Raw genomic sequence first — 17,319 nt, forward strand, 5'->3', positions numbered from 1 at the left:
CCAATCAGCGCCCAAAAACGCCCGCACCAAGCGTGATGTCGATGCAGCAGGCGTTGAATGCCGCGCTCGCAGATATCCTCGACACGGACCCGCGGGCATTGATCTTCGGTGAGGATGTCGGTCGTCTGGGCGGGGTGTTTCGGGTCACCGACGGCCTGCGGCAACGCTTTGGCGCCGAACGCTGTTTCGACACGCCACTGGCGGAATCGGCCATCGTCGGCATGGCCGTGGGCCTGGCCATGAACGGCTGGCATCCGCTGCCCGAGATCCAGTTCGACGGATTTTCCTATCCGGCGATGAACCAGATCATCGCGCAGCTGGCGCGTATGAACTACCGCAGCCGCGGGCATCTGCCCATGCCGGTAACCCTGCGTATTCCCAGCTTCGGCGGTATTCGCGCGCCGGAAATGCACGGCGAATCGCTGGAAGCCCTGTTTGCCCAGGTGCCGGGCTTGAAAGTGGTCGCGCCCGCCACGCCGCAGCAGGCCTATCAGCAGTTGCGCCATGCCGCGGCGTTACCCGATCCGGTGATCTTCATGGAGCCCAAGGCGCGCTATTGGCAGCGCGAAACAGTCCAGCGCGAAGTGGGCGATGACTGCGAAGGCGCGCGCATCGCCCGACACGGCAAACACGCCACCCTGATCGCCTGGGGCGCGATGGTCGCGCGCTGTCTGGAGGTCGCCGACATGGCCGCCGAAGACGGCGTGGAACTGGAAGTACTGGATCTGCGCTGGCTCAAGCCCATCGATACCGACCGCCTGATCGCCTCGGTGGGCAAGACCCGACGCGCATTGATCGTGCACGAATCCCCCTGCGCTGGCGGGCTGGGCGCCGAAATCAGCGCACTGATCAACGAACACTGCTTTGGCCAGCTGCGCGCACCGGTGGAACGGGTGACCGGCTTCGATGTGCCCTACCCGGCCGGCGAGCTCGAAGACGAATACCTGCCCAATGTGGACCGCATTCTTTTCGGCGTACAGCGCCTGTTGGGTTGAGCCGCGCCTGCGACACGCAATCGCTGACTGCCGACGTACGACAAAGGAGACACGCCATGGCTGAAATCGCATTCTCTCTACCCGATCTGGGCGAAGGCCTGATCGAGGCCACCGTGCTGGAATGGCTGGTCGCGGTCGGCGATCAGGTGGAACGCAACCAGCCGCTGGTCGAACTGGACACCACCAAGTCGTCGCTGGAGCTGCCCTCGCCGCAGGCCGGTCGCATCCTGCGTACGGTCGGCGAGCCGGGCGATGTGATCGAAGTCGGCGACACGCTGGTGGTGTTCGAGGTCGAAGACGACACTGCCGGCATCGTGGGCGGCGTGCCCAAACAAAAGCCCAAGCGTCGGCGGGTGCGCCTGAACGCACCCGACGAAGACTAAGCCGCGCGGCCGTGCAACCCACCCTGTCATGGAGCGTTTGGGCATGAACGACAGCTTTGACACCGACTGGTATCCCGCGCCCGAACCCGTCAGCGAGCGGCCGGTCGTACTCATCCACGGCTTTGCATCCAACGCCGAGCTCAACTGGCAGCAGACCGGCTGGCTCGATGCCCTGGCGCAAGCGGGCCGCCACGTGCTCACGTTCGACCTGCCCGGCCACGGCAGGGCGCGCGATATCACCGACCCGGCACGCTATACGCCGGATGCGATTTGTGCGGCACTTGCGTATCGGCTCGACACGATGCCGGATAGCGCCGCCCATGGCGTGGATATCGTGGGCTATTCACTCGGTTCTCGCCTGGCCTGGGATTTCGCCGATGCCTACCCGCAGCATGTGCATGCGATGGTGCTCGGCGCGCCCGCGCTGGATGACCCGTTCCAGGGCATGGATATCGACGCGGCCGCCGCGTATCTGAACGATGCACAGCCCATGCGCCAGCCGCGCGACGAACAGCTACTGGCGCTGGCGCAGCGCATCCCCGGCAACGATGCGCAAGCGTTGCTACGCGTGGTGCGTGCACTGGTCGACGCGCCCTTCAGGCCCGGCCGGCTATGCGACACCCCGGTATTGCTGATGGCCGGCGACAAGGACGAACTCGCGGCGACCATGCCGCAATTGGCCGAACATGCACGCCATGCCGAGCTCGCGTGGTTGCCCGGACGAAATCATCTGAACGCGGTGACCGCGCGGGCGTTCAAGCGCGCGGCCATCGATTTTCTAGCCGAACCCACGAGCAAACGCGACTAGCGCGGGAGGCGTCGCACCGCTGCCATACCGGGGCCGGCCCGTTTCTGCGGGCTGTGTCACCCCATCGAAGGTCAATAAAAACTTTACAATACAATAAAATAAAACCGCCCAATCGGCCCACGCCTGTGCGAAGCGGTGCGTTCGAGGAGATCGAAAATGAGTGAACAACACAGCCAGCCATCGACGTCATCGAACGCGGCCCGCGCGGCGAGCCCGCGACGATCGCGTTATCTGGCGGCCATGGGGCCGGGTTTTCTGTTCGCGGGCGCGGCTATCGGCACCTCGCATGTCGTACAGGCCACGCGTGCAGGCGCGGATTACGGCACCGGCCTGCTGGCGTTTATCCTGCTGGCGATCCTGATCAAGTATCCCTGCTTCTATTTCGGCCCGCTCTATGCGAGCAAGACCGGCAATTCGCTGGTGGAAGGCTATCGCCAGACCTTCGGCAAATCGGTGGTGGCCCTGTTCGGGCTCGTCCAGATACCCGTGTTCGCGATCATCGTGGCCGCGATTGCCATCACCACCGCGGGCGTGGGTGGCAACCTGCTCGGGATCGGCCTGAGCGGGCCGACACTTGCCACGGTGCTGATCGTGGCCTGTTGCGTCATCATCTATGCGGGCGGCTATGCCATTGTCGATGCCGTCAACAAGCTGTTCATCGCCATTCTCAGCGTAACCACGCTCATCGCGACCGCGCTGGCCCTGCCGAACGTGGACTGGAGCTTCTACCCCAGTACGGCCGTTTCGCCCTTGCTTAGCCACACCACGTTCGTGACGCTTGTAGCCGTGCTTGGCTTCATGCCGTCCGGTCTGTCGCTTTCGATCGTCAACTCGCTGTGGTCGCTGGCGCGTAACGATGCCAACGGCATGCGCGCCGACAGCCGGCAGGAACGCGCCGATTTCGATATCGGCTATATCGGTTCGGCGCTGATTGCCGCCTGCTTCGTGATCATGGGCGCGGGCGTGCTGCACAGCCAGAACATCAACCTGGCTACCGGTTCGGTCGGCTTTGCCAGCCAAGTGGTCGATCTGTATGTGGCCACACTGGGGCCATGGAGCGGCTTCGTGGTCGGCATTTCCATATTCACGGTGCTGCTGACCACGCTGCTGACCGTACTCGACGGTTTTCCCCGCGTCGTGGTCGCCGTGTTCGAAAGCCTGGGCCGCGACGAAGCCAGCCCGCAGCCCGAGCAGGTTCGCGTCGGCCAGCGCCAGGGCGCACTCTATCTGGCCATGGCCGCCCTATCGGTATTGGCGGTGCTGATTCTGTATTTTCTGATGAGCAATTTCTGGTTGTTCATCAACTTCGCGATGATCACATCCGCCGTTATCAGCCCACTGCTGGCCGCGCTCAATCATTTCACCATCAACGGCGTATCGGTCGCGCCATCCGATCGGCCATCGGCATTACTCAACGCCTGGAGTGGCCTTGCGATCGTCACGCTGGCCGTGTTGTCGCTGTGCTACCTGTATGTGCGTTTTTTGAGCTAGCCGAACGGCACGCACCGCCCATTCGCTGGCTGGATGCGCACCGCCCGGCGCCCGGCCGATGACCGCACGAGCATAAGGAATTCGCCCCATGTCCGTTCTCGCCGACCTGCAATCCGCTTTCGCACCGGAGCGCGTGATCGCCCCCGAGCACATCCCTGTGGGTCATCGCAGCGACTGGGGCGTGGCCCTTGCCAGTGACGAACAGCCGGCCGCGCTGGTCTATGCCCATGATGCCGACGACGTATCCCGTGCGCTCGAAATCTGTGCGCGCCATGCCTGCCCGGTGGTGACCCAGGGCGGGCTCACCGGCTTGACCGGGGCCGCCACACCCAGCCACGGCTGTGTGATCGTCAGCCTCGAACGCATGCGCACCATCGAGGAAATCGATACGGCGGCCGCCACGATGACCGTCGAGGCCGGCGTCGCGCTGGAACGCGTGCAGCAGGCCGCCGCCGAGGCCGGCCTTTTCTTCCCGCTGGATCTGGGCGCGCGCGGCTCCTGTCAGATCGGCGGCAATATCGCCACCAATGCCGGCGGCAACCGCGTATTGCGCTATGGCATGGCCCGCGATCTGGTACTCGGCCTGGAAGTGGTGCTGGCCGATGGCAGCGTGGTGACTTCGCTCAACAAGATGCAGAAGAACAACGCCGGCTACGACATCAAGCATCTGTTCATCGGCAGCGAGGGCACGCTGGGCATTATCACGCGCGCGGTTCTGCGCCTGTTTCCGGCAACCACGAGCGAATCCACCGCCTTGTGCGCGGTATCGGACTACGACGCGCTGCTCGCATTTCTGGCCCATGCAAAAGCGCGGCTCGGGCCCACGCTATCGGCCTTCGAGGTGATGTGGCCGGATTTCTATCGGCTCGCGCTTGGAGCCCACGACATGCGCCCGCCGCTGGACGATAAGCATAGCGCCTATGTCCTGCTCGACACCCTCGGCACCGATGCCGAGGCCGATCAGACCCGCTTTGAAGAAACGATCGCCAGCGCGTTGTCCGAAGGGCTCATCACGGACGCGGTGCTGGCCCAGTCGCTGAACGACAGCGAACGACTCTGGCGACTACGCGGCCTGGCCGGCGAATTCAGCCGCGTGTTCTCGCCGCGTATCGATTTCGATATCAGCGTGCCGATCGGCGATATCGGCGTATTCCTCGAACGCGCCTACGCCGCGCTGACCGTGCAATGGCCTGCGGCGCGCATTCTCAGCTGGGGCCATATCGCCGACAGCAATGTGCATCTGTCGGTGAGTATCGACGAGCAGCCGCAACCGCTGGAAGCCGTCGAACGGGTCGTCTACGGCCTGGTGCGCGAGTACGGCGGCTCGATATCGGCCGAACACGGCATCGGCCTGCTCAAGAAACCGTTTCTGGATTATTCGCGCAGCCCGGCCGAAATCGCGCTCATGCAGCGCATGAAACACGCCCTCGATCCGGCCGGACTGCTCAACCCCGGCAAGGTGATCTGAGCGGCCCGACAATCGGCGGGCACGGCCAACGCGGCTATTTCGTGGCCGCGCACGACAACCGACCGTCGTCCGCGCTGATCATATCGCGCAGGGCAGCCAGCACCGCAGGCAACCGGGTATAGCCGTCGCGGCCGAGAAAATGTCCGCCGGTCGGCGTCAGCAGAAACGGGGCCTGCAACCGCTCAGCCAGCGCCATGCTGTGCCTAAACGCCACGATCGGATCGTCGCGCGCCGAGATCACCCGCTGCCGGTCGACCGCCGCGTGTATCGCTTCGAAATCGACCGGCGCTGCAACGAAGGCGTCGAGTTGCGGCAACGCGGGCAATGGATCGGCGAATGCCGATACCAGCACCATACCCGCCCAGTGCGCGCTCGCCGGATCGGCATCGATACGCCGCTGTAACGCCGCCAGCAGCGCGATCCCACCCAGGCTATGGGCCACGAAATAGACCGGGCGTTGCACATCGCCGGTCAGCTGATCCAGGCGTTCGGCCCAGGCCCGGGGGTCGGGGGCTGACGAGTCGGGCAGGGCGATACGCCGGGCTTCGATCCCGCGCTCAGCCAACGCGGTTTCGAGCCAGCCAAACCAGTGGTCGGCCGGTGTGGCCGCATAGCCGTGGATGATGAAAACCAGCGGCTGCGCCGATCGGCTGCTCTCGGCGGGCGCAGCCTGCGCAAAGCACGCACAGGCCGCCAGCAACAGCAGGCCCAGGCATTTGAACGAAGACGACATGGCGACGATCTATCGAGTGATTGACGAACCGATCCTGCGCCCTGACAGTACTGTCAAGGTCAACACCTGCGGAACCATGCATATCGGCGAGCTGGCGAAACACAGCGGTATCAGCGAGCGCATGCTGCGTTACTACGAAAGCCGGGGCGTGCTGTCGCCGCGTCGCAGTCGCGCCGGCTACCGGCAATACAGCGAAGCCGATCTGCGCCAGGCGATGCTCGTGCGACAGCTCAACGAGGCCGGTCTCAAGCTCGACAGCGTGGCCGTGTTATTGCCGTGTCTGGTCGACGACGGGCCGCGTTTCGACCCCTGCGATCGCGTGCGCGCCACATTGGCGAACGAACTGACCGCGCTCGACCGCAAGCTCGACGAGCTGCAGCGAAGCCGTGCACTACTCGCCCGTCTGGTCGACCAGGTCGAAAACGCTGGCTAACGCCCGAGCAGGCGGCCGAGCGGACGCAGCTCTTCGATATGATCGAAGGTGACCTTGCAGACCACGAGCAACGGTACGGCCATGAGCATGCCGGCCACGCCCCACAGCCAGCCCCAGAAGAACAGCGCGAAGAACACCATCAACGGGCTCATTTCGAAACGCTGGCCATGCACGGCCGGGGTCACGAAATTACCCTCGAGCACGTTGAGCGCGAACACGGCGGCGGGTGCGGCCAGTACGTGCCCCAGGGTGTCGAAGGTGGCAAAGGAGGCCAGCGTAATCGCCGCCAGCGAGATTGCCGCGCCCGCATAGGGGGCGAAATTGAGCACGCCCACGAGCACGCCCCAGAGCACCGGATCGGACAGGCCGAGCAGCCATAACACCAGCCCCGCACTGATGCCGAGCAGGGTGTTGATGACGGTGACGGTGAGCAGATAACGGCTTATATCACTTTGCAGATGCCGCACGATGCGTACCGCATTGCGCCGACTTCGCCCCGTTCGCGTCATGATGAGCAATTTTCGGAACACGAAGCCACGCCCGCACAGCATGAAGTAGAGCATGATCAGGGTCATGAACAGAATGCCGCCGGACCATTGCAGATTGGTCACGATCTGGTCGCGCAGGCTCTGTTCGTTAATGCTGATGGTCTGGCCCTGATTGGCGGCCTTGCCGATCATCTTGGTGGCCGCTTCCTTGGTCTTCTCCGTGCTTTCGTTCATCTCCTGGATCTGCTGCTGAAGCTGCGTTGTCTTCTCGTCGAAGGAGGTGAACGCTTCCGGTGCGTGCTTGATCCAGTACTGCGCGGGCCCCATGAGCGTGTAGCAGCCGTAGATGACGATGGCCGCGAAGCTGCCGATCAGCAGCATGGCGCTGATCCAGCGCGGGATGTACCAACGCTGCATGCGCGTGACCAGCGGCCCGAGCAGCAGGTTGAAGATGAGCGCGAGGGCGACCGGAATGAAGATGAAACGCGCGAAATAGAGCGTATACAGGGTCAGCAGGACCAGAATCGCGGTCATGATGAACGAACGCACCTGAATCGGCCGCTCGAACAGACGCATCACGTCTTGGTCGGATGATTCCTGGTTGTCCTGATGCGTCTGGGCCATACGATCTCCTATCGGCGCACCGCGTGCGAACTTCAACAGCGCGCCACGGTAGCGCGCGGCTCGCAGCGGCGCTATCCGTAACCGTGCGTAGCCGCGATGCGCGCTACTGCCATGGTTATACTGCGAAATCGCTGGCCTGACACGCGCGTTCACCGACGAGCGCACCCAGGATCATGACGCTCTATATCGACTACGCCGACGAAATCGAATCGCTGATCGCCAACGGTGCACTACCGGCCGGCGAGCGCCTGCCCTCGGTACGCGAAGTCAGCCGCCGGCGCCAGCTCAGCGTATCGACCGTGTTACAGGCCTACCGACTGCTCGAGGCCCGTGGCCTGATCGATGCCCGGCCGCGGTCGGGCTATTACGTCAGCGACCATGGCCCACGCTATCCGCAACGCCCGATGCCAACACCGGTGGCGCCACCCGCCGAGGCCGTGGCCGTCGATCGCAGCCGGCTGATCCATGACGTGCTCCATGCCAGCCGTTCGCGCGCGTTGATCCCGCTGGGATCGGCCTTTCCGGACCCGCGGCTGTTTCCACTCGCGCGGCTGCGGCGGTCGGTCTATCGCGGCCTGCGCGATCTGGACGCGCACCAGAGCGTCGAGGATCTCTCGCCGGGCAACGCCGAACTTCGGCGCCAGATCGCGATTCGCTATCACCTGGATGGCCAGGCGGTCGATCCCGAGGAAATCGTGATCACGCACGGCGCACTGGAAGCGCTCAATCTATGTCTGCAGGCGGTCACCCGCCCCGGCGATACCGTGCTCATCGAGTCGCCCACGTTCTACGGCGCGCTGCAATCGATCGAACGCCTGGGTCGGCGCGCGGTCGAGCTGCCCATCGACCGCGCCACCGGGCTCGATCTCGAACGCCTGCGCGACTGTATCCAGCACCAGCGCCCGGCCGCCTGCTGGCTGATGCCGACGTTTCAGAACCCCACCGGCGCGCTGATGTCGGCTGCTGGTAAAAAAGCGCTGGTGGAACTGCTGGCCGAATACGACATCCCGCTGATCGAGGACGATGCCTACGCCGAGCTGTATTACAGCGGCCAACGCCCGCCGCCGGCACGCGCTTTCGATACCACTGGCCATGTCCTGCATTGCGGGACATTCTCCAAAAGCCTCGCGCCGGGGTATCGCATTGGCTGGGCGATGCCCGGCCGCCATGCGACAACCGTGCTGCGCTACAAGCTCGAAAGTACGCTGGCGGCGTCGTTGCCGGCCCAGGTCGGGCTGGCCCATTATCTGCAGGGCACGCACTACGACCACCATCTGGCGATGCTGCGTGCCGAGTTGTGCCGGCGCCGGGATCGACTCATCGAACAGTTGCAGGCCCAGCTGCCGGCCGATATCGAATTCACCCGCCCTGACGGCGGCTATGTGTTGTGGTTACGCCTGCCGGCCGGCATCGAGGCCACCGAACTCCACCGCCGCGCGCTGGCCGCGGGCGTGGCGATCGCGCCCGGCGTGCTGTTTTCCACCGGGCCGGCCTTCGACCAGCATATCCGCCTGAACTACGGCCACCCGAACACCGACGAACTGGCCGAAGGCATCGCCCGACTGGGCGAAGTGATCGCCCGCTGGGCCTAGCCCAGATAGGCCAGCGTCAGATGCACGGCGGCATAGAACAGCAGCACGACCGCGCCGGTCATCAACAGTGCACACACAATGAAATGCATGGGCCGGCCATGATTGAAATCGCGCCGGCGCGCACGCGAGCTCTGCACGCCGAAGAATGCGGCGGCCACGCTGAACACCACCTGCCACCAGCGCGGTGCGTGCTGGCCAGCCGGGCATTCATCCGCCGATGAACAACGATCGGTCGATTTCATAACGTATTTCGACTCACGCAGGAACCTGACTTTCATTGTCCAGCGCAAGCGCCGCGCCACCAGCCACAGTTTTGACGCTTTTTGCATAACAAAACGCCGGCGACCCAACTGTTATGGGTTTTGGTGACCTACTGTGGCTTGGTCGTGGGCGCGTCTACACCGATAATGGCGCACAAACGCGGCCAACGTGCCGCCTACCGACGCGAGGATGTGGCCACGGTGTCCGTTATTCGGCTGTTTTTTATTGGCGCTTTGCTGGTTTCGGCGTTAGCCGCCAGCACCGGCGCGTTCGCGCATGGCGCCACCGCCTCGGGCGACGCGATGGCCGATCGGGTGGAAGCCTGTACCGCCTGTCATGGCCCTCAGGGCCTTGAGCTGGAAGACGGTTACATCCCCCGTATTCACGGCAAGCCGGCCGGCTATCTCTACAACCAGCTGGTCAATTATCAGGACTACCGCCGCCGCAACCGCAGCATGAACCACATGGTGGCGCATCTGTCGCACGAATATCTGTACGAGATCGCGGATTATTTCGCCGATCAGCATGTGCCCTATCCCGCCCCGGCCGCGGCGCCGAGCGATGCACTGGCACGCCGCGGCGAACAGCTGGTGCACGAAGGCGACGAAAAAGCCGGCGTGCCGGCCTGTGCTGCCTGCCACGGCCAGCGCCTGACCGGCGTCGAGCCGAACACCCCCGCGCTGATCGGCCTGCCGCGTCAATACATCATGGCCCAGCTCGGCGCCTGGCAGGTGGGCACGCGCCATGCGGCCGCGCCGGATTGCATGGCCAGGATCACCCAACGTCTCGACGGCCGCGATGTGGAAGCGGTGGCAGCCTGGCTGGCCGCGCAGCCCATTCCGTCGGACACGCGCGCGCTGGAAAGCGCCGTCGTCGATCCGCCGCTGGAATGCGGCAGCGTCCCTGCGCCGGAGTCCTAGATCGTGTTTCGCAATCGTATTTTCGTGCTGGCCGCGCTCGTCATCACACTTGTGGCCAACGCGGCGAGCGCAGCCGATCAGGCCACGCTCGAACGCGGCGAATATCTGACCCGCCTGGGTAACTGTGCCGGCTGTCATACCGCGCCGGGAGGCGACGACTTCGCGGGCGGTCTGGCGCTGGCCAGCGATTACGGCACCTTCGTCACGCCCAATATCACCCCCGATACGACCACCGGTATCGGCGACTGGAGTGCCGACAACTTCTACAACGCCCTGCATAACGGCGAGCGCGCCGACGGCTCGCCCATGTATCCGGCCTGCCCGTACCCGAACTACACGCACGTGCCGCGCGCGGATATCGACGCGATCTACGCCTATCTACAAAGCGTGCCCGCAATCGAGCAGCGCCAGGCCGATCACGAACTGGGCTTTCCCTATCGCTATCGCAGCCTGCTCAATGTCTGGCAGATGCTGTATTTCGATGCCGGCGAAATCGCAGCCGACCCGGAGCAAAGCGATGACTGGAACCGGGGCCGCGAACTCGTGGCCGGGCTGGGCCATTGCGATGCCTGCCATCGCGCGCGGGCGACCCTGGGCGCGACCGACGACGACCCCGACGCGCCCGGCGCGTTGATTCATGGCTGGTACGCGCCGCCACTGGCCGACCCGGAACAGGCCGGGCTGCAACAACTGGATCTAGCCGAGGCCGCCGCGTTTCTGCAAAGTGGCAAACGCGAACATGCCGCGATGATGGGGCCGATGGCGGATGTGGTCTTCGAAAGCCTGCAATACATGCACGACGACGATGCCCGCGCGATGGCGACCTATCTGAAATCGATTCCGCCGGTCTCGGTGGATTCGCCGCTGCGCCTGATTCGCATGAGCGACAACGGCCGCCGCGAGGCCATGGCCGAGGGCAAGGCCATCTATGGCGACCGCTGTGCAGGCTGTCACGGCGACAACGGCGAAGGCCGCCACGGCGCCCCAGCGCTGGCTGGCAATCGCGTGGTGACGATGGACAACCCCATCAACGCCGCCAACATGATCCGCCAGGGCGGTTTTGCTGCCGCTACCGAGGGCAATCCACGCCCGCACGGCATGCCGCCGTTCTACGATCTGGACGGGCGCGATCTGGCCGCGGTCATGACCTATATCCGCGGCAGCTGGGGCAACGACGCAGCACCGGTGACCGCGACCAATCTCGAGCGCTGAACGCGCCCCGGCCGGCGGACTGCGATCAAGCGCACGCGCCAACCGCAGATGATATAACATAGCGCTTTTTTGAGAAGCGCTCATGAATCAATCGGTTGGCGCGACGGCGGCCGCGCCGTTCGATACCCCGGCACGCACAGCCGTGCGTTCGCGTATTCAGTCCATCGACGCCCTGCGCGGGCTGGTGATGCTGCTCATGCTGGTCGACCACGCCCGCGAGTTCTTCTTTTTGCATGCGCAGGTGTCGGACCCGATGAACGTCGACGAGGTCACGCCGGCGCTTTATTTCTCGCGCCTGGCGGCGCATCTGTGCGCGCCGGTGTTCGTGGCGCTCACCGGCCTGTCGGCCTGGCTGTACGGCGCCCAGCGCAGCCGGGCCGACGTGAGCGCGTTCTTGTTCAAGCGCGGGCTGTTTCTGGTGGTGCTGGAACTCACCCTGGTGAACTTCGCCTGGACGTTCTCCCTGCCCCCGGAAAAACTCTATCTGCAGGTGATCTGGGCCATCGGCTTGAGCATGATTGCGCTGGCTGCGCTCGTGCACCTGCCGCGCGGCGTGCTCGCCACCCTCGGCGCCGTCATCGTCCTGGGTCATAACCTGCTCGACCCTATTGCCTTCGCGCCTGAGGATTTCGGCTACGTTGCCTGGACGATCCTGCACGATCGCGGCCTGATCGATCTACCGCTAGGCATCGCCGCCCAGACCTCCTATCCGCTGCTGCCCTGGATCGGTGTAATCGCGCTGGGGTACAGCGTGGGGCCATGGTTCGCCAGGGACCGCGACCCGAACACACGCGCGCGTCTGCTCTATGGCACGGGCCTGGCGCTGCTGGCGGCGTTCGCGGTGCTGCGCGTTATCAACGGCTACGGCGAACCCGTGCCCTGGCAGGCGGGCGATGCAGGGCTGCGCACGGCGATGTCGTTCTTCAACCTCACCAAGTATCCGCCCTCGGCGGATTTCGTGCTGTTCACGCTGGGCATCGGCACGCTGTTACTGGCCACGCTCGAACGCGTACCCGCCGGCGCGGCACGCATGTTGGCCGTATTCGGCGGCGCGCCGCTGTTCTTCTACTTGCTGCATCTGTACGTGCTGCATCTGCTCAACCTCGGCGCGCTAGCCTACTTTGGTGCCAACCAGGGGAGTCTGTTCAGCGTGGCAAACATGGGCTATGTGTGGCTGATCGCCGTGCTGCTCGCGCCGCCGCTGGGGCTGGCCTGTGCCTGGTTCGGCCAGCTCAAACGGCGCTCGCCGCAGCCATGGATGCGTTATCTATAGACGCGAAAAAGCCGCCACAGGCAATCGGCCCGTGGCGGCTTTATAACGCGCACTCATAAGATGCGGTCCTGGCTGGCCCTAGCTGGCTAGCGCCGTCAGCCCACCACGCTGGCCGGTTTCATCTTCCTCACGCGAGAGATTGAGCGCGGCAATAATTGCCTTGAGCGCGGCACTCACCGTATCGCTATCCTCGGCGACCGCGGGGATACGCAGCGTATCCTTGCGCAGCTGCACAAAGGCGATGGCATCGGCATCACTGCCGGCCGACAGCGCATGCTCGGAATAATCCGCCACCGCGATCTCTTCGCCGGTATGGCCATGCCAGGCATCGATAAAGGCCGACAGCGGGCCATTGCCGTGGCCCTGTAGCTCGATACGCTGGTGCCCGTCGGAGAGCGTGACGTTCAGGGTCTGGCCATCCTCGCCGCGACGCAGACCGTAGTCCACCAGCGCCAACGGGGCCTGGCGCGAGAAATGCTCGAACAGCAGTTCGCGAATCCGGCCGCTGGACAGCTCGCCGGAGACGCGCTCGCTTTCGGCCTGCACATGCGGAGCCAGCGACAGCATCATCCAGCGTGGCAGGTTGATGCCGAAATCGCGCTCCAGCAAAAACGCCATGCCGCCCTTGCCGGACTGGCTGTTAACCCGGATCACGGCCTGATAATCGCGACCGATATCGCGCGGATCGATCGGCAGATAGGCCACCTGCCAGTGTTCGTCCTCGCCCTGCTTACGCAAGGATTTACGGATGGCGTCCTGATGGCTGCCGGAGAAGGCGGTATAGACCAGCTCGCCCACCCAGGGGTGGCGCGGGTGCAGGGGAATCCCCGTGCATTCGTGCACCACGCGGATGATCTCGTCCGGATCGGACAGGTCCAGACCCGGGTCGATGCCCTGACCGTAGAGATTCATCGCCAGGATCACGATATCCATATTGCCGGTGCGCTCGCCGTTGCCCAGCAGCGTGCCTTCCACGCGCTCCGCACCCGCCAGCATGGCCAGCTCCGCCGCAGCCACCGCGCCGCCGCGATCGTTATGCGTATGCACGGACACGATCACGCTGTCGCGATTCCTGATGTTCTGGCAGAAATACTCGATCTGGTCGGCATGATGATGCGGACCGGCCAGCTCCACCGTATTGGGCAGGTTGAAGATGATCTTGTCGTCGGGCGTGGGCTGCCAGACGTCCATGACCGCTTCGCAGATCTGTACCGAGAACTCGACCTCGGTGGAGGAAAAGCTCTCCGGCGAATATTCCAGGCGCCAGTGCACGCCGGGACGTTTCTGCGCGTTTTCCTTGACTCGCTGGGTGCCCTTGACGGCGATATCAATAATGCCGTCCTCGTCCATCTCGAACACGCGCTCGCGCTGCACCGTGGAGGTGGAGTTGTAGAGATGGATGATCGCCTTGTCCACGCCTTCCAGCGCTTCGAAGGTGCGGTCGATCAGGTGATCGCGCGACTGGGTGAGCGCGGCGATGGTCACATCGTCCGGAATCTGGTCTTCATCGATCAACCAGCGCACGAAGTCGTAGTCCGGCTGGCTGGCCGAGGGAAAGCCGACCATGATCTCCTTGATGCCGACATCGACCAGCAGCTTCCAGAGCCGCTGTTTCTGTTCGACCGTCATCGGCTCGAGCAGGGCCTGATTGCCATCACGCAGGTCTTCGCTCACCCAGATGGGGGCTTTTTCCAGATCGCGATCAGGCCAGGTGCGGTTGAAGGCCGGCACGCGGGGCGCTGCGCGATATTTGCGGTGGTCGAAACGGCTCATGATCTGTCCTCGGCTGATCGCATGTCTGGGCAGCCGCGCTCGCGCAACTGCCGGGCTATTAGTTTAACGCCTACGCTACGGCACACGATTGCCAAAACCCGCTAATCCTCGCGCGATACGCAATTTCCTGCTAATAATTCTCACAATAACGTCACCGAATTGCGCACCATGAAAAACCGCAGCGAATACGTGGAGCTGGATCGCTTCGATCGCCAGATCGTCGAACTGCTCCAGGCCGACGGACGGATCAGCAATCAGGACCTGGCCGAGGCGGTGAATCTGTCGCCCTCGCCGTGTCTGCGTCGGGTACGCGCGCTCGAACAGGCCGGCATCATTACCGGCTATCACGCCCGCGTGAACGACCGCGCGCTTGGCTACGGTCTGACCGCGTTGCTGCTGATTTCCATGGACAAGCACACACCGGAACGCTTCGAACATTTCGAGGCCCGGGTCGCGGCCCTGCCGCAGGTGCAGGAATGCCTGTTGATCACCGGCCAGGAAGCCGACTACCAGCTACGCATCGCGGTGACCGATATGGACGACTACCAGCGCCTGTTGCTGGAACACATCACCCGTATCGAGGGTGTATCCGGCGTGCATTCGAGCTTCGTGCTGCGGCGTGTTTTGCACGATCGTGTGTTGCCGCCGCGTTAGGGCCTGGTTCTTACCGCCGCCAATCGCCTATATTCGCTATTCAGTCGGCGTACGGCGATACAGGCGCATCGTCGCGTCGACCTATCAACCCGGAGTACCGTATGACTCGATCCACACTCGCTGGCCTGCTGGCCCTGACCGTGTTCTCGATGGGCTTGCTCGCGGCCTGTACCAATACGCTGCACGGTGCGGGCGAAGATATTGAAAAAGCCGGCCAGGAAGTCCAGAAGAAAACCGACGACTGACCGCGCGGCCGCCCGGCCCCTACAGGTGCACGTCGGCGTGTGCCGGCGTGCACGCTGGCCCCATGCTGCGTGATTGATGCGTATTACCGGTACACTGGCCGACTGCAACCGCTTTTGAATCAACCGGCGCCATGCGCATGGATAGCGACAATATCTTTCACTGGATCGGCGAAAAGCTCGGCGCCGCCATTCGTTTCATCGTTGATGCCCTGGCCTGGCTGTTCGACAACCTCTACGGCGCGATCGACAGCTTCGTACGCGGGCTAACCGGCGCGCTGGGCATCAATGCCTCGATCTTCAGCCTGCTGATCCTGGTCATCGGACTGGCCATGCTCTATGCCGCCGTACGCGCGCTCATGCGCCGTGCCGTGGTCGCCACGGTGCTATGGACCGTGTTCGGGGTAATCGTGCTGAGCTGGCTTATTCACTAGACCGGCTCACTAGACCGGCAGCGCGTCATCCGTAAAGCGGGTATAGCCCACCTGGTTGCGGCCGTTGGCCTTGGCTTCGTACAGCATGCGATCGGCCTCGCGCAGCACGGCATCGGTCGGCGCTTCGGCGAATTCGGCATCGACATGACACAGGCCCACGCTGACCGTCACCCATTCTGCGGCGGGCGAATGGGCGTGTGGAATCTGCGCATGCTCGACGACTTCGCGCACCGATTCGGCCAGGGTACGCGCCTGTTCACAGCCGCAGTCCATCCATAAAAGCAGAAATTCCTCGCCGCCGTAACGGCCACAAAAATCCAGCGGACGACGGGCATGGTTGGCCAGGGCATCGGCCACCTGCTGGAGCGCCACATCTCCGTGCTGGTGACCGTAATAGTTGTTGTAGGCGCCAAAGGCATCGATATCGATCATCGCCACGGCATAGGATTTATGCTCGCGCCGCGCGTAGTCGTGGGCATGGCTGAGCGCGGTTTCCAGCGCATGGCGATTGAGCAGGCCGGTCAGCCGATCCAGGCGGGACGTATAGCGCAGCAAGCTGGCATTGAGCCAGGTCGCGCGGATCGTGTATTCCGAGGAATAACCCGCAATCACTGCCACGACCACCAGCAGGGCCGTCGTGTAAATATCGTAGGCGCCGTCGATGGGCACGAACCACGCCTCGACCATGAACACCTTGGTCATGACGAACGCCAGCAACGCCAGCTGCAACCAGAAGCGGATTCGCGACAGACACAGCATGGCCACCGCCGCGACGCCAATCAGCTCCAGCGGCAGCTCGAATCCGGCCCGGGCATAGACGACGCGCAAGCCCAGAAAACTCGCGGAAATCACCACGAATAGCAGGGCCATGCCCAGTTCCATTACCGTAGAGGTCGGCCGGCGCAGACACAGGTACAGACACACCAGCGTCATCGGAATCATGACGCTGAACTGGATGAACCGAGTCACGCCGACCAGCTCGTAGGGCAGACCAAGCCAGGGGACATCAATCAGCGCACAGCTAAATACGCCGATCAGGGATAGAAAAATCAGACTGGCACGGCTCAGCCGGCTGGAATGCCGAAGGTAATCGTGAAAATCGTGTTCTAGCGGCCGCGCAAAGTACAGGCGTACGAAACCGCGGTCGATCTGGCGCTGAATCCGCCGCGTCGGGGCGCCGTCCGCGGTGTCCGATCCCTGACCGGCCCCGGCATTCGGACTATCCATATCCGTCGTCGACGATTTCATCCTTTCCCCGCGGCGCGCTTACACCGCCACGTTACCGAAGCCCGCTGTCACACCGTACACAGCCCGGCATTAATCCAAACCAAACGAATGGGCCCATCCGCATAAATACGGACAACGAAACGCAAGCGCTGGACCGTCGCGTTCGGCGAAGAGCGCAACAAGCGCCGCACGCATCAACTGTTTCGATGTCTGGGGCGTAAACCGCACTCTATACAGGTTAGCGGCCGATACAAAAGAAAACTTGATTAGCCCCGAAACTCAGCAGGGTCAGTATCTGACCCACCGGA

At 63.7% G+C, this 17,319-nt stretch carries 18 protein-coding genes; 13 read left to right on the top strand and 5 right to left on the bottom strand.

The annotated features are described in order from the left end of the window. Positions 1-35 precede the first annotated feature (35 nt). From T5B8_RS01630 to T5B8_RS01650, 5 genes are all read left to right on the top strand, one after another. Positions 36-995, top strand: coding sequence for an alpha-ketoacid dehydrogenase subunit beta (locus tag T5B8_RS01630; RefSeq protein ID WP_353175633.1), 960 nt, complete (start codon positions 36-38; stop codon positions 993-995). A gap of 56 nt (positions 996-1,051) precedes the next feature. Continuing rightward, the gene (locus tag T5B8_RS01635; RefSeq protein WP_353175635.1) at positions 1,052-1,378 is read left to right on the top strand and encodes a biotin/lipoyl-containing protein; all 327 of its coding nucleotides are present in this window, start codon (positions 1,052-1,054) and stop codon (positions 1,376-1,378) included. Between the two features lie 43 nt (positions 1,379-1,421). After that, positions 1,422-2,186, top strand: coding sequence for an alpha/beta fold hydrolase (locus T5B8_RS01640; protein WP_353175636.1), 765 nt, complete (start codon positions 1,422-1,424; stop codon positions 2,184-2,186). Positions 2,187-2,342: 156 nt separating this feature from the next. Then, positions 2,343-3,677, top strand: a complete 1,335-nt coding sequence (locus T5B8_RS01645; protein ID WP_353175638.1) for an NRAMP family divalent metal transporter — start codon at positions 2,343-2,345, stop codon at positions 3,675-3,677. Between the two features lie 88 nt (positions 3,678-3,765). After that, the gene (locus T5B8_RS01650; protein WP_353175640.1) at positions 3,766-5,145 is read left to right on the top strand and encodes an FAD-binding oxidoreductase; all 1,380 of its coding nucleotides are present in this window, start codon (positions 3,766-3,768) and stop codon (positions 5,143-5,145) included. 34 nt (positions 5,146-5,179) lie between these two features. Here the strand turns inward: T5B8_RS01650 and T5B8_RS01655 are convergent, their stop codons facing one another. Then, the gene (locus tag T5B8_RS01655) at positions 5,180-5,878 is read right to left on the bottom strand and encodes an RBBP9/YdeN family alpha/beta hydrolase (protein WP_353175642.1); all 699 of its coding nucleotides are present in this window, start codon (positions 5,876-5,878) and stop codon (positions 5,180-5,182) included. On the opposite strand from T5B8_RS01655, the gene T5B8_RS01660 reads away from it, so the two are divergent. After that, positions 5,877-6,311 carry a MerR family transcriptional regulator gene (locus T5B8_RS01660; RefSeq protein WP_353175644.1) on the top strand — a complete coding sequence of 145 codons (435 nt, stop codon included), beginning with the start codon at positions 5,877-5,879 and terminating at the stop codon, positions 6,309-6,311. The two genes, T5B8_RS01655 and T5B8_RS01660, sit on opposite strands and share 2 nt — an antisense overlap. Here the strand turns inward: T5B8_RS01660 and T5B8_RS01665 are convergent. After that, entirely contained in the window at positions 6,308-7,423 is a 1,116-nt protein-coding gene (locus T5B8_RS01665; protein ID WP_353175646.1) for an AI-2E family transporter, read from the bottom strand. The two genes, T5B8_RS01660 and T5B8_RS01665, sit on opposite strands and share 4 nt — an antisense overlap. 173 nt (positions 7,424-7,596) lie before the next feature. Here T5B8_RS01665 and T5B8_RS01670 point away from each other — a divergent pair, with 173 nt between their 5' ends. Continuing rightward, on the top strand, positions 7,597-9,015 hold the full coding sequence (locus tag T5B8_RS01670; protein ID WP_353175648.1) for an aminotransferase-like domain-containing protein: 1,419 nt from the start codon (positions 7,597-7,599) through the stop codon (positions 9,013-9,015). Here T5B8_RS01670 and T5B8_RS01675 read toward each other — a convergent pair. Beyond that, positions 9,012-9,257, bottom strand: a complete 246-nt coding sequence (locus T5B8_RS01675; RefSeq protein ID WP_353175653.1) for a DUF2970 domain-containing protein — start codon at positions 9,255-9,257, stop codon at positions 9,012-9,014. The two genes, T5B8_RS01670 and T5B8_RS01675, sit on opposite strands and share 4 nt — an antisense overlap. Before the next feature lie 165 nt (positions 9,258-9,422). Between T5B8_RS01675 and T5B8_RS01680 the strand changes: the two genes are divergently transcribed. From T5B8_RS01680 to T5B8_RS01690, 3 genes are all read left to right on the top strand, one after another. Continuing rightward, the gene (locus T5B8_RS01680) at positions 9,423-10,196 is read left to right on the top strand and encodes a c-type cytochrome (protein WP_353175660.1); all 774 of its coding nucleotides are present in this window, start codon (positions 9,423-9,425) and stop codon (positions 10,194-10,196) included. Positions 10,197-10,199: 3 nt separating this feature from the next. Next, positions 10,200-11,408: a c-type cytochrome gene (locus T5B8_RS01685; protein WP_353175662.1), complete on the top strand. Its 1,209-nt coding sequence runs from the start codon at positions 10,200-10,202 to the stop codon at positions 11,406-11,408. Positions 11,409-11,490: 82 nt separating this feature from the next. Beyond that, positions 11,491-12,681 (top strand): acetyltransferase domain-containing protein, encoded by a 1,191-nt coding sequence (locus tag T5B8_RS01690; protein ID WP_353175664.1) that lies wholly within the window; start codon positions 11,491-11,493, stop codon positions 12,679-12,681. A gap of 78 nt (positions 12,682-12,759) precedes the next feature. Here T5B8_RS01690 and T5B8_RS01695 read toward each other — a convergent pair whose 3' ends face one another. Beyond that, the gene (locus T5B8_RS01695; protein ID WP_353175666.1) at positions 12,760-14,454 is read right to left on the bottom strand and encodes a 2-isopropylmalate synthase; all 1,695 of its coding nucleotides are present in this window, start codon (positions 14,452-14,454) and stop codon (positions 12,760-12,762) included. Between the two features lie 189 nt (positions 14,455-14,643). Between T5B8_RS01695 and T5B8_RS01700 the strand changes: the two genes are divergently transcribed. The 3 genes from T5B8_RS01700 to T5B8_RS01710 all read left to right on the top strand — a co-directional run bounded on the left by T5B8_RS01700 (position 14,644) and on the right by T5B8_RS01710 (position 15,784). Then, entirely contained in the window at positions 14,644-15,108 is a 465-nt protein-coding gene (locus T5B8_RS01700; protein WP_502950770.1) for an Lrp/AsnC family transcriptional regulator, read from the top strand. Between the two features lie 101 nt (positions 15,109-15,209). Next, positions 15,210-15,353 carry an entericidin A/B family lipoprotein gene (locus T5B8_RS01705; RefSeq protein ID WP_353175670.1) on the top strand — a complete coding sequence of 48 codons (144 nt, stop codon included), beginning with the start codon at positions 15,210-15,212 and terminating at the stop codon, positions 15,351-15,353. Between the two features lie 137 nt (positions 15,354-15,490). Further along, complete coding sequence (locus tag T5B8_RS01710) at positions 15,491-15,784, top strand: hypothetical protein (RefSeq protein WP_353175672.1); 294 nt, start codon at positions 15,491-15,493, stop codon at positions 15,782-15,784. A gap of 9 nt (positions 15,785-15,793) precedes the next feature. Here the strand turns inward: T5B8_RS01710 and T5B8_RS01715 are convergent, their stop codons facing one another. Beyond that, a complete protein-coding gene (locus T5B8_RS01715) occupies positions 15,794-17,032 on the bottom strand; it encodes a GGDEF domain-containing protein (protein WP_353175674.1) in 1,239 nt (412 codons plus the stop codon). Positions 17,033-17,319: the final 287 nt, after the last annotated feature.

This window comes from Salinisphaera sp. T5B8, from assembly GCF_040361255.1.
Taxonomy (GTDB): Bacteria; Pseudomonadota; Gammaproteobacteria; order Nevskiales; family Salinisphaeraceae; genus Salinisphaera.

Coding starts and splice junctions, on each gene's coding strand:
- T5B8_RS01630 (WP_353175633.1), top strand. CDS start 36: ATGTCGATGCAGCAGGCGTTGAATGCCGCGCTCGCAGATATCCTCGAC.
- T5B8_RS01635 (WP_353175635.1), top strand. CDS start 1,052: ATGGCTGAAATCGCATTCTCTCTACCCGATCTGGGCGAAGGCCTGATC.
- T5B8_RS01640 (WP_353175636.1), top strand. CDS start 1,422: ATGAACGACAGCTTTGACACCGACTGGTATCCCGCGCCCGAACCCGTC.
- T5B8_RS01645 (WP_353175638.1), top strand. CDS start 2,343: ATGAGTGAACAACACAGCCAGCCATCGACGTCATCGAACGCGGCCCGC.
- T5B8_RS01650 (WP_353175640.1), top strand. CDS start 3,766: ATGTCCGTTCTCGCCGACCTGCAATCCGCTTTCGCACCGGAGCGCGTG.
- T5B8_RS01660 (WP_353175644.1), top strand. CDS start 5,877: ATGGCGACGATCTATCGAGTGATTGACGAACCGATCCTGCGCCCTGAC.
- T5B8_RS01655 (WP_353175642.1), bottom strand. CDS start 5,878: ATGTCGTCTTCGTTCAAATGCCTGGGCCTGCTGTTGCTGGCGGCCTGT.
- T5B8_RS01665 (WP_353175646.1), bottom strand. CDS start 7,423: ATGGCCCAGACGCATCAGGACAACCAGGAATCATCCGACCAAGACGTG.
- T5B8_RS01670 (WP_353175648.1), top strand. CDS start 7,597: ATGACGCTCTATATCGACTACGCCGACGAAATCGAATCGCTGATCGCC.
- T5B8_RS01675 (WP_353175653.1), bottom strand. CDS start 9,257: ATGAAATCGACCGATCGTTGTTCATCGGCGGATGAATGCCCGGCTGGC.
- T5B8_RS01680 (WP_353175660.1), top strand. CDS start 9,423: ATGGCGCACAAACGCGGCCAACGTGCCGCCTACCGACGCGAGGATGTG.
- T5B8_RS01690 (WP_353175664.1), top strand. CDS start 11,491: ATGAATCAATCGGTTGGCGCGACGGCGGCCGCGCCGTTCGATACCCCG.
- T5B8_RS01695 (WP_353175666.1), bottom strand. CDS start 14,454: ATGAGCCGTTTCGACCACCGCAAATATCGCGCAGCGCCCCGCGTGCCG.
- T5B8_RS01705 (WP_353175670.1), top strand. CDS start 15,210: ATGACTCGATCCACACTCGCTGGCCTGCTGGCCCTGACCGTGTTCTCG.
- T5B8_RS01710 (WP_353175672.1), top strand. CDS start 15,491: ATGGATAGCGACAATATCTTTCACTGGATCGGCGAAAAGCTCGGCGCC.
- T5B8_RS01715 (WP_353175674.1), bottom strand. CDS start 17,032: ATGAAATCGTCGACGACGGATATGGATAGTCCGAATGCCGGGGCCGGT.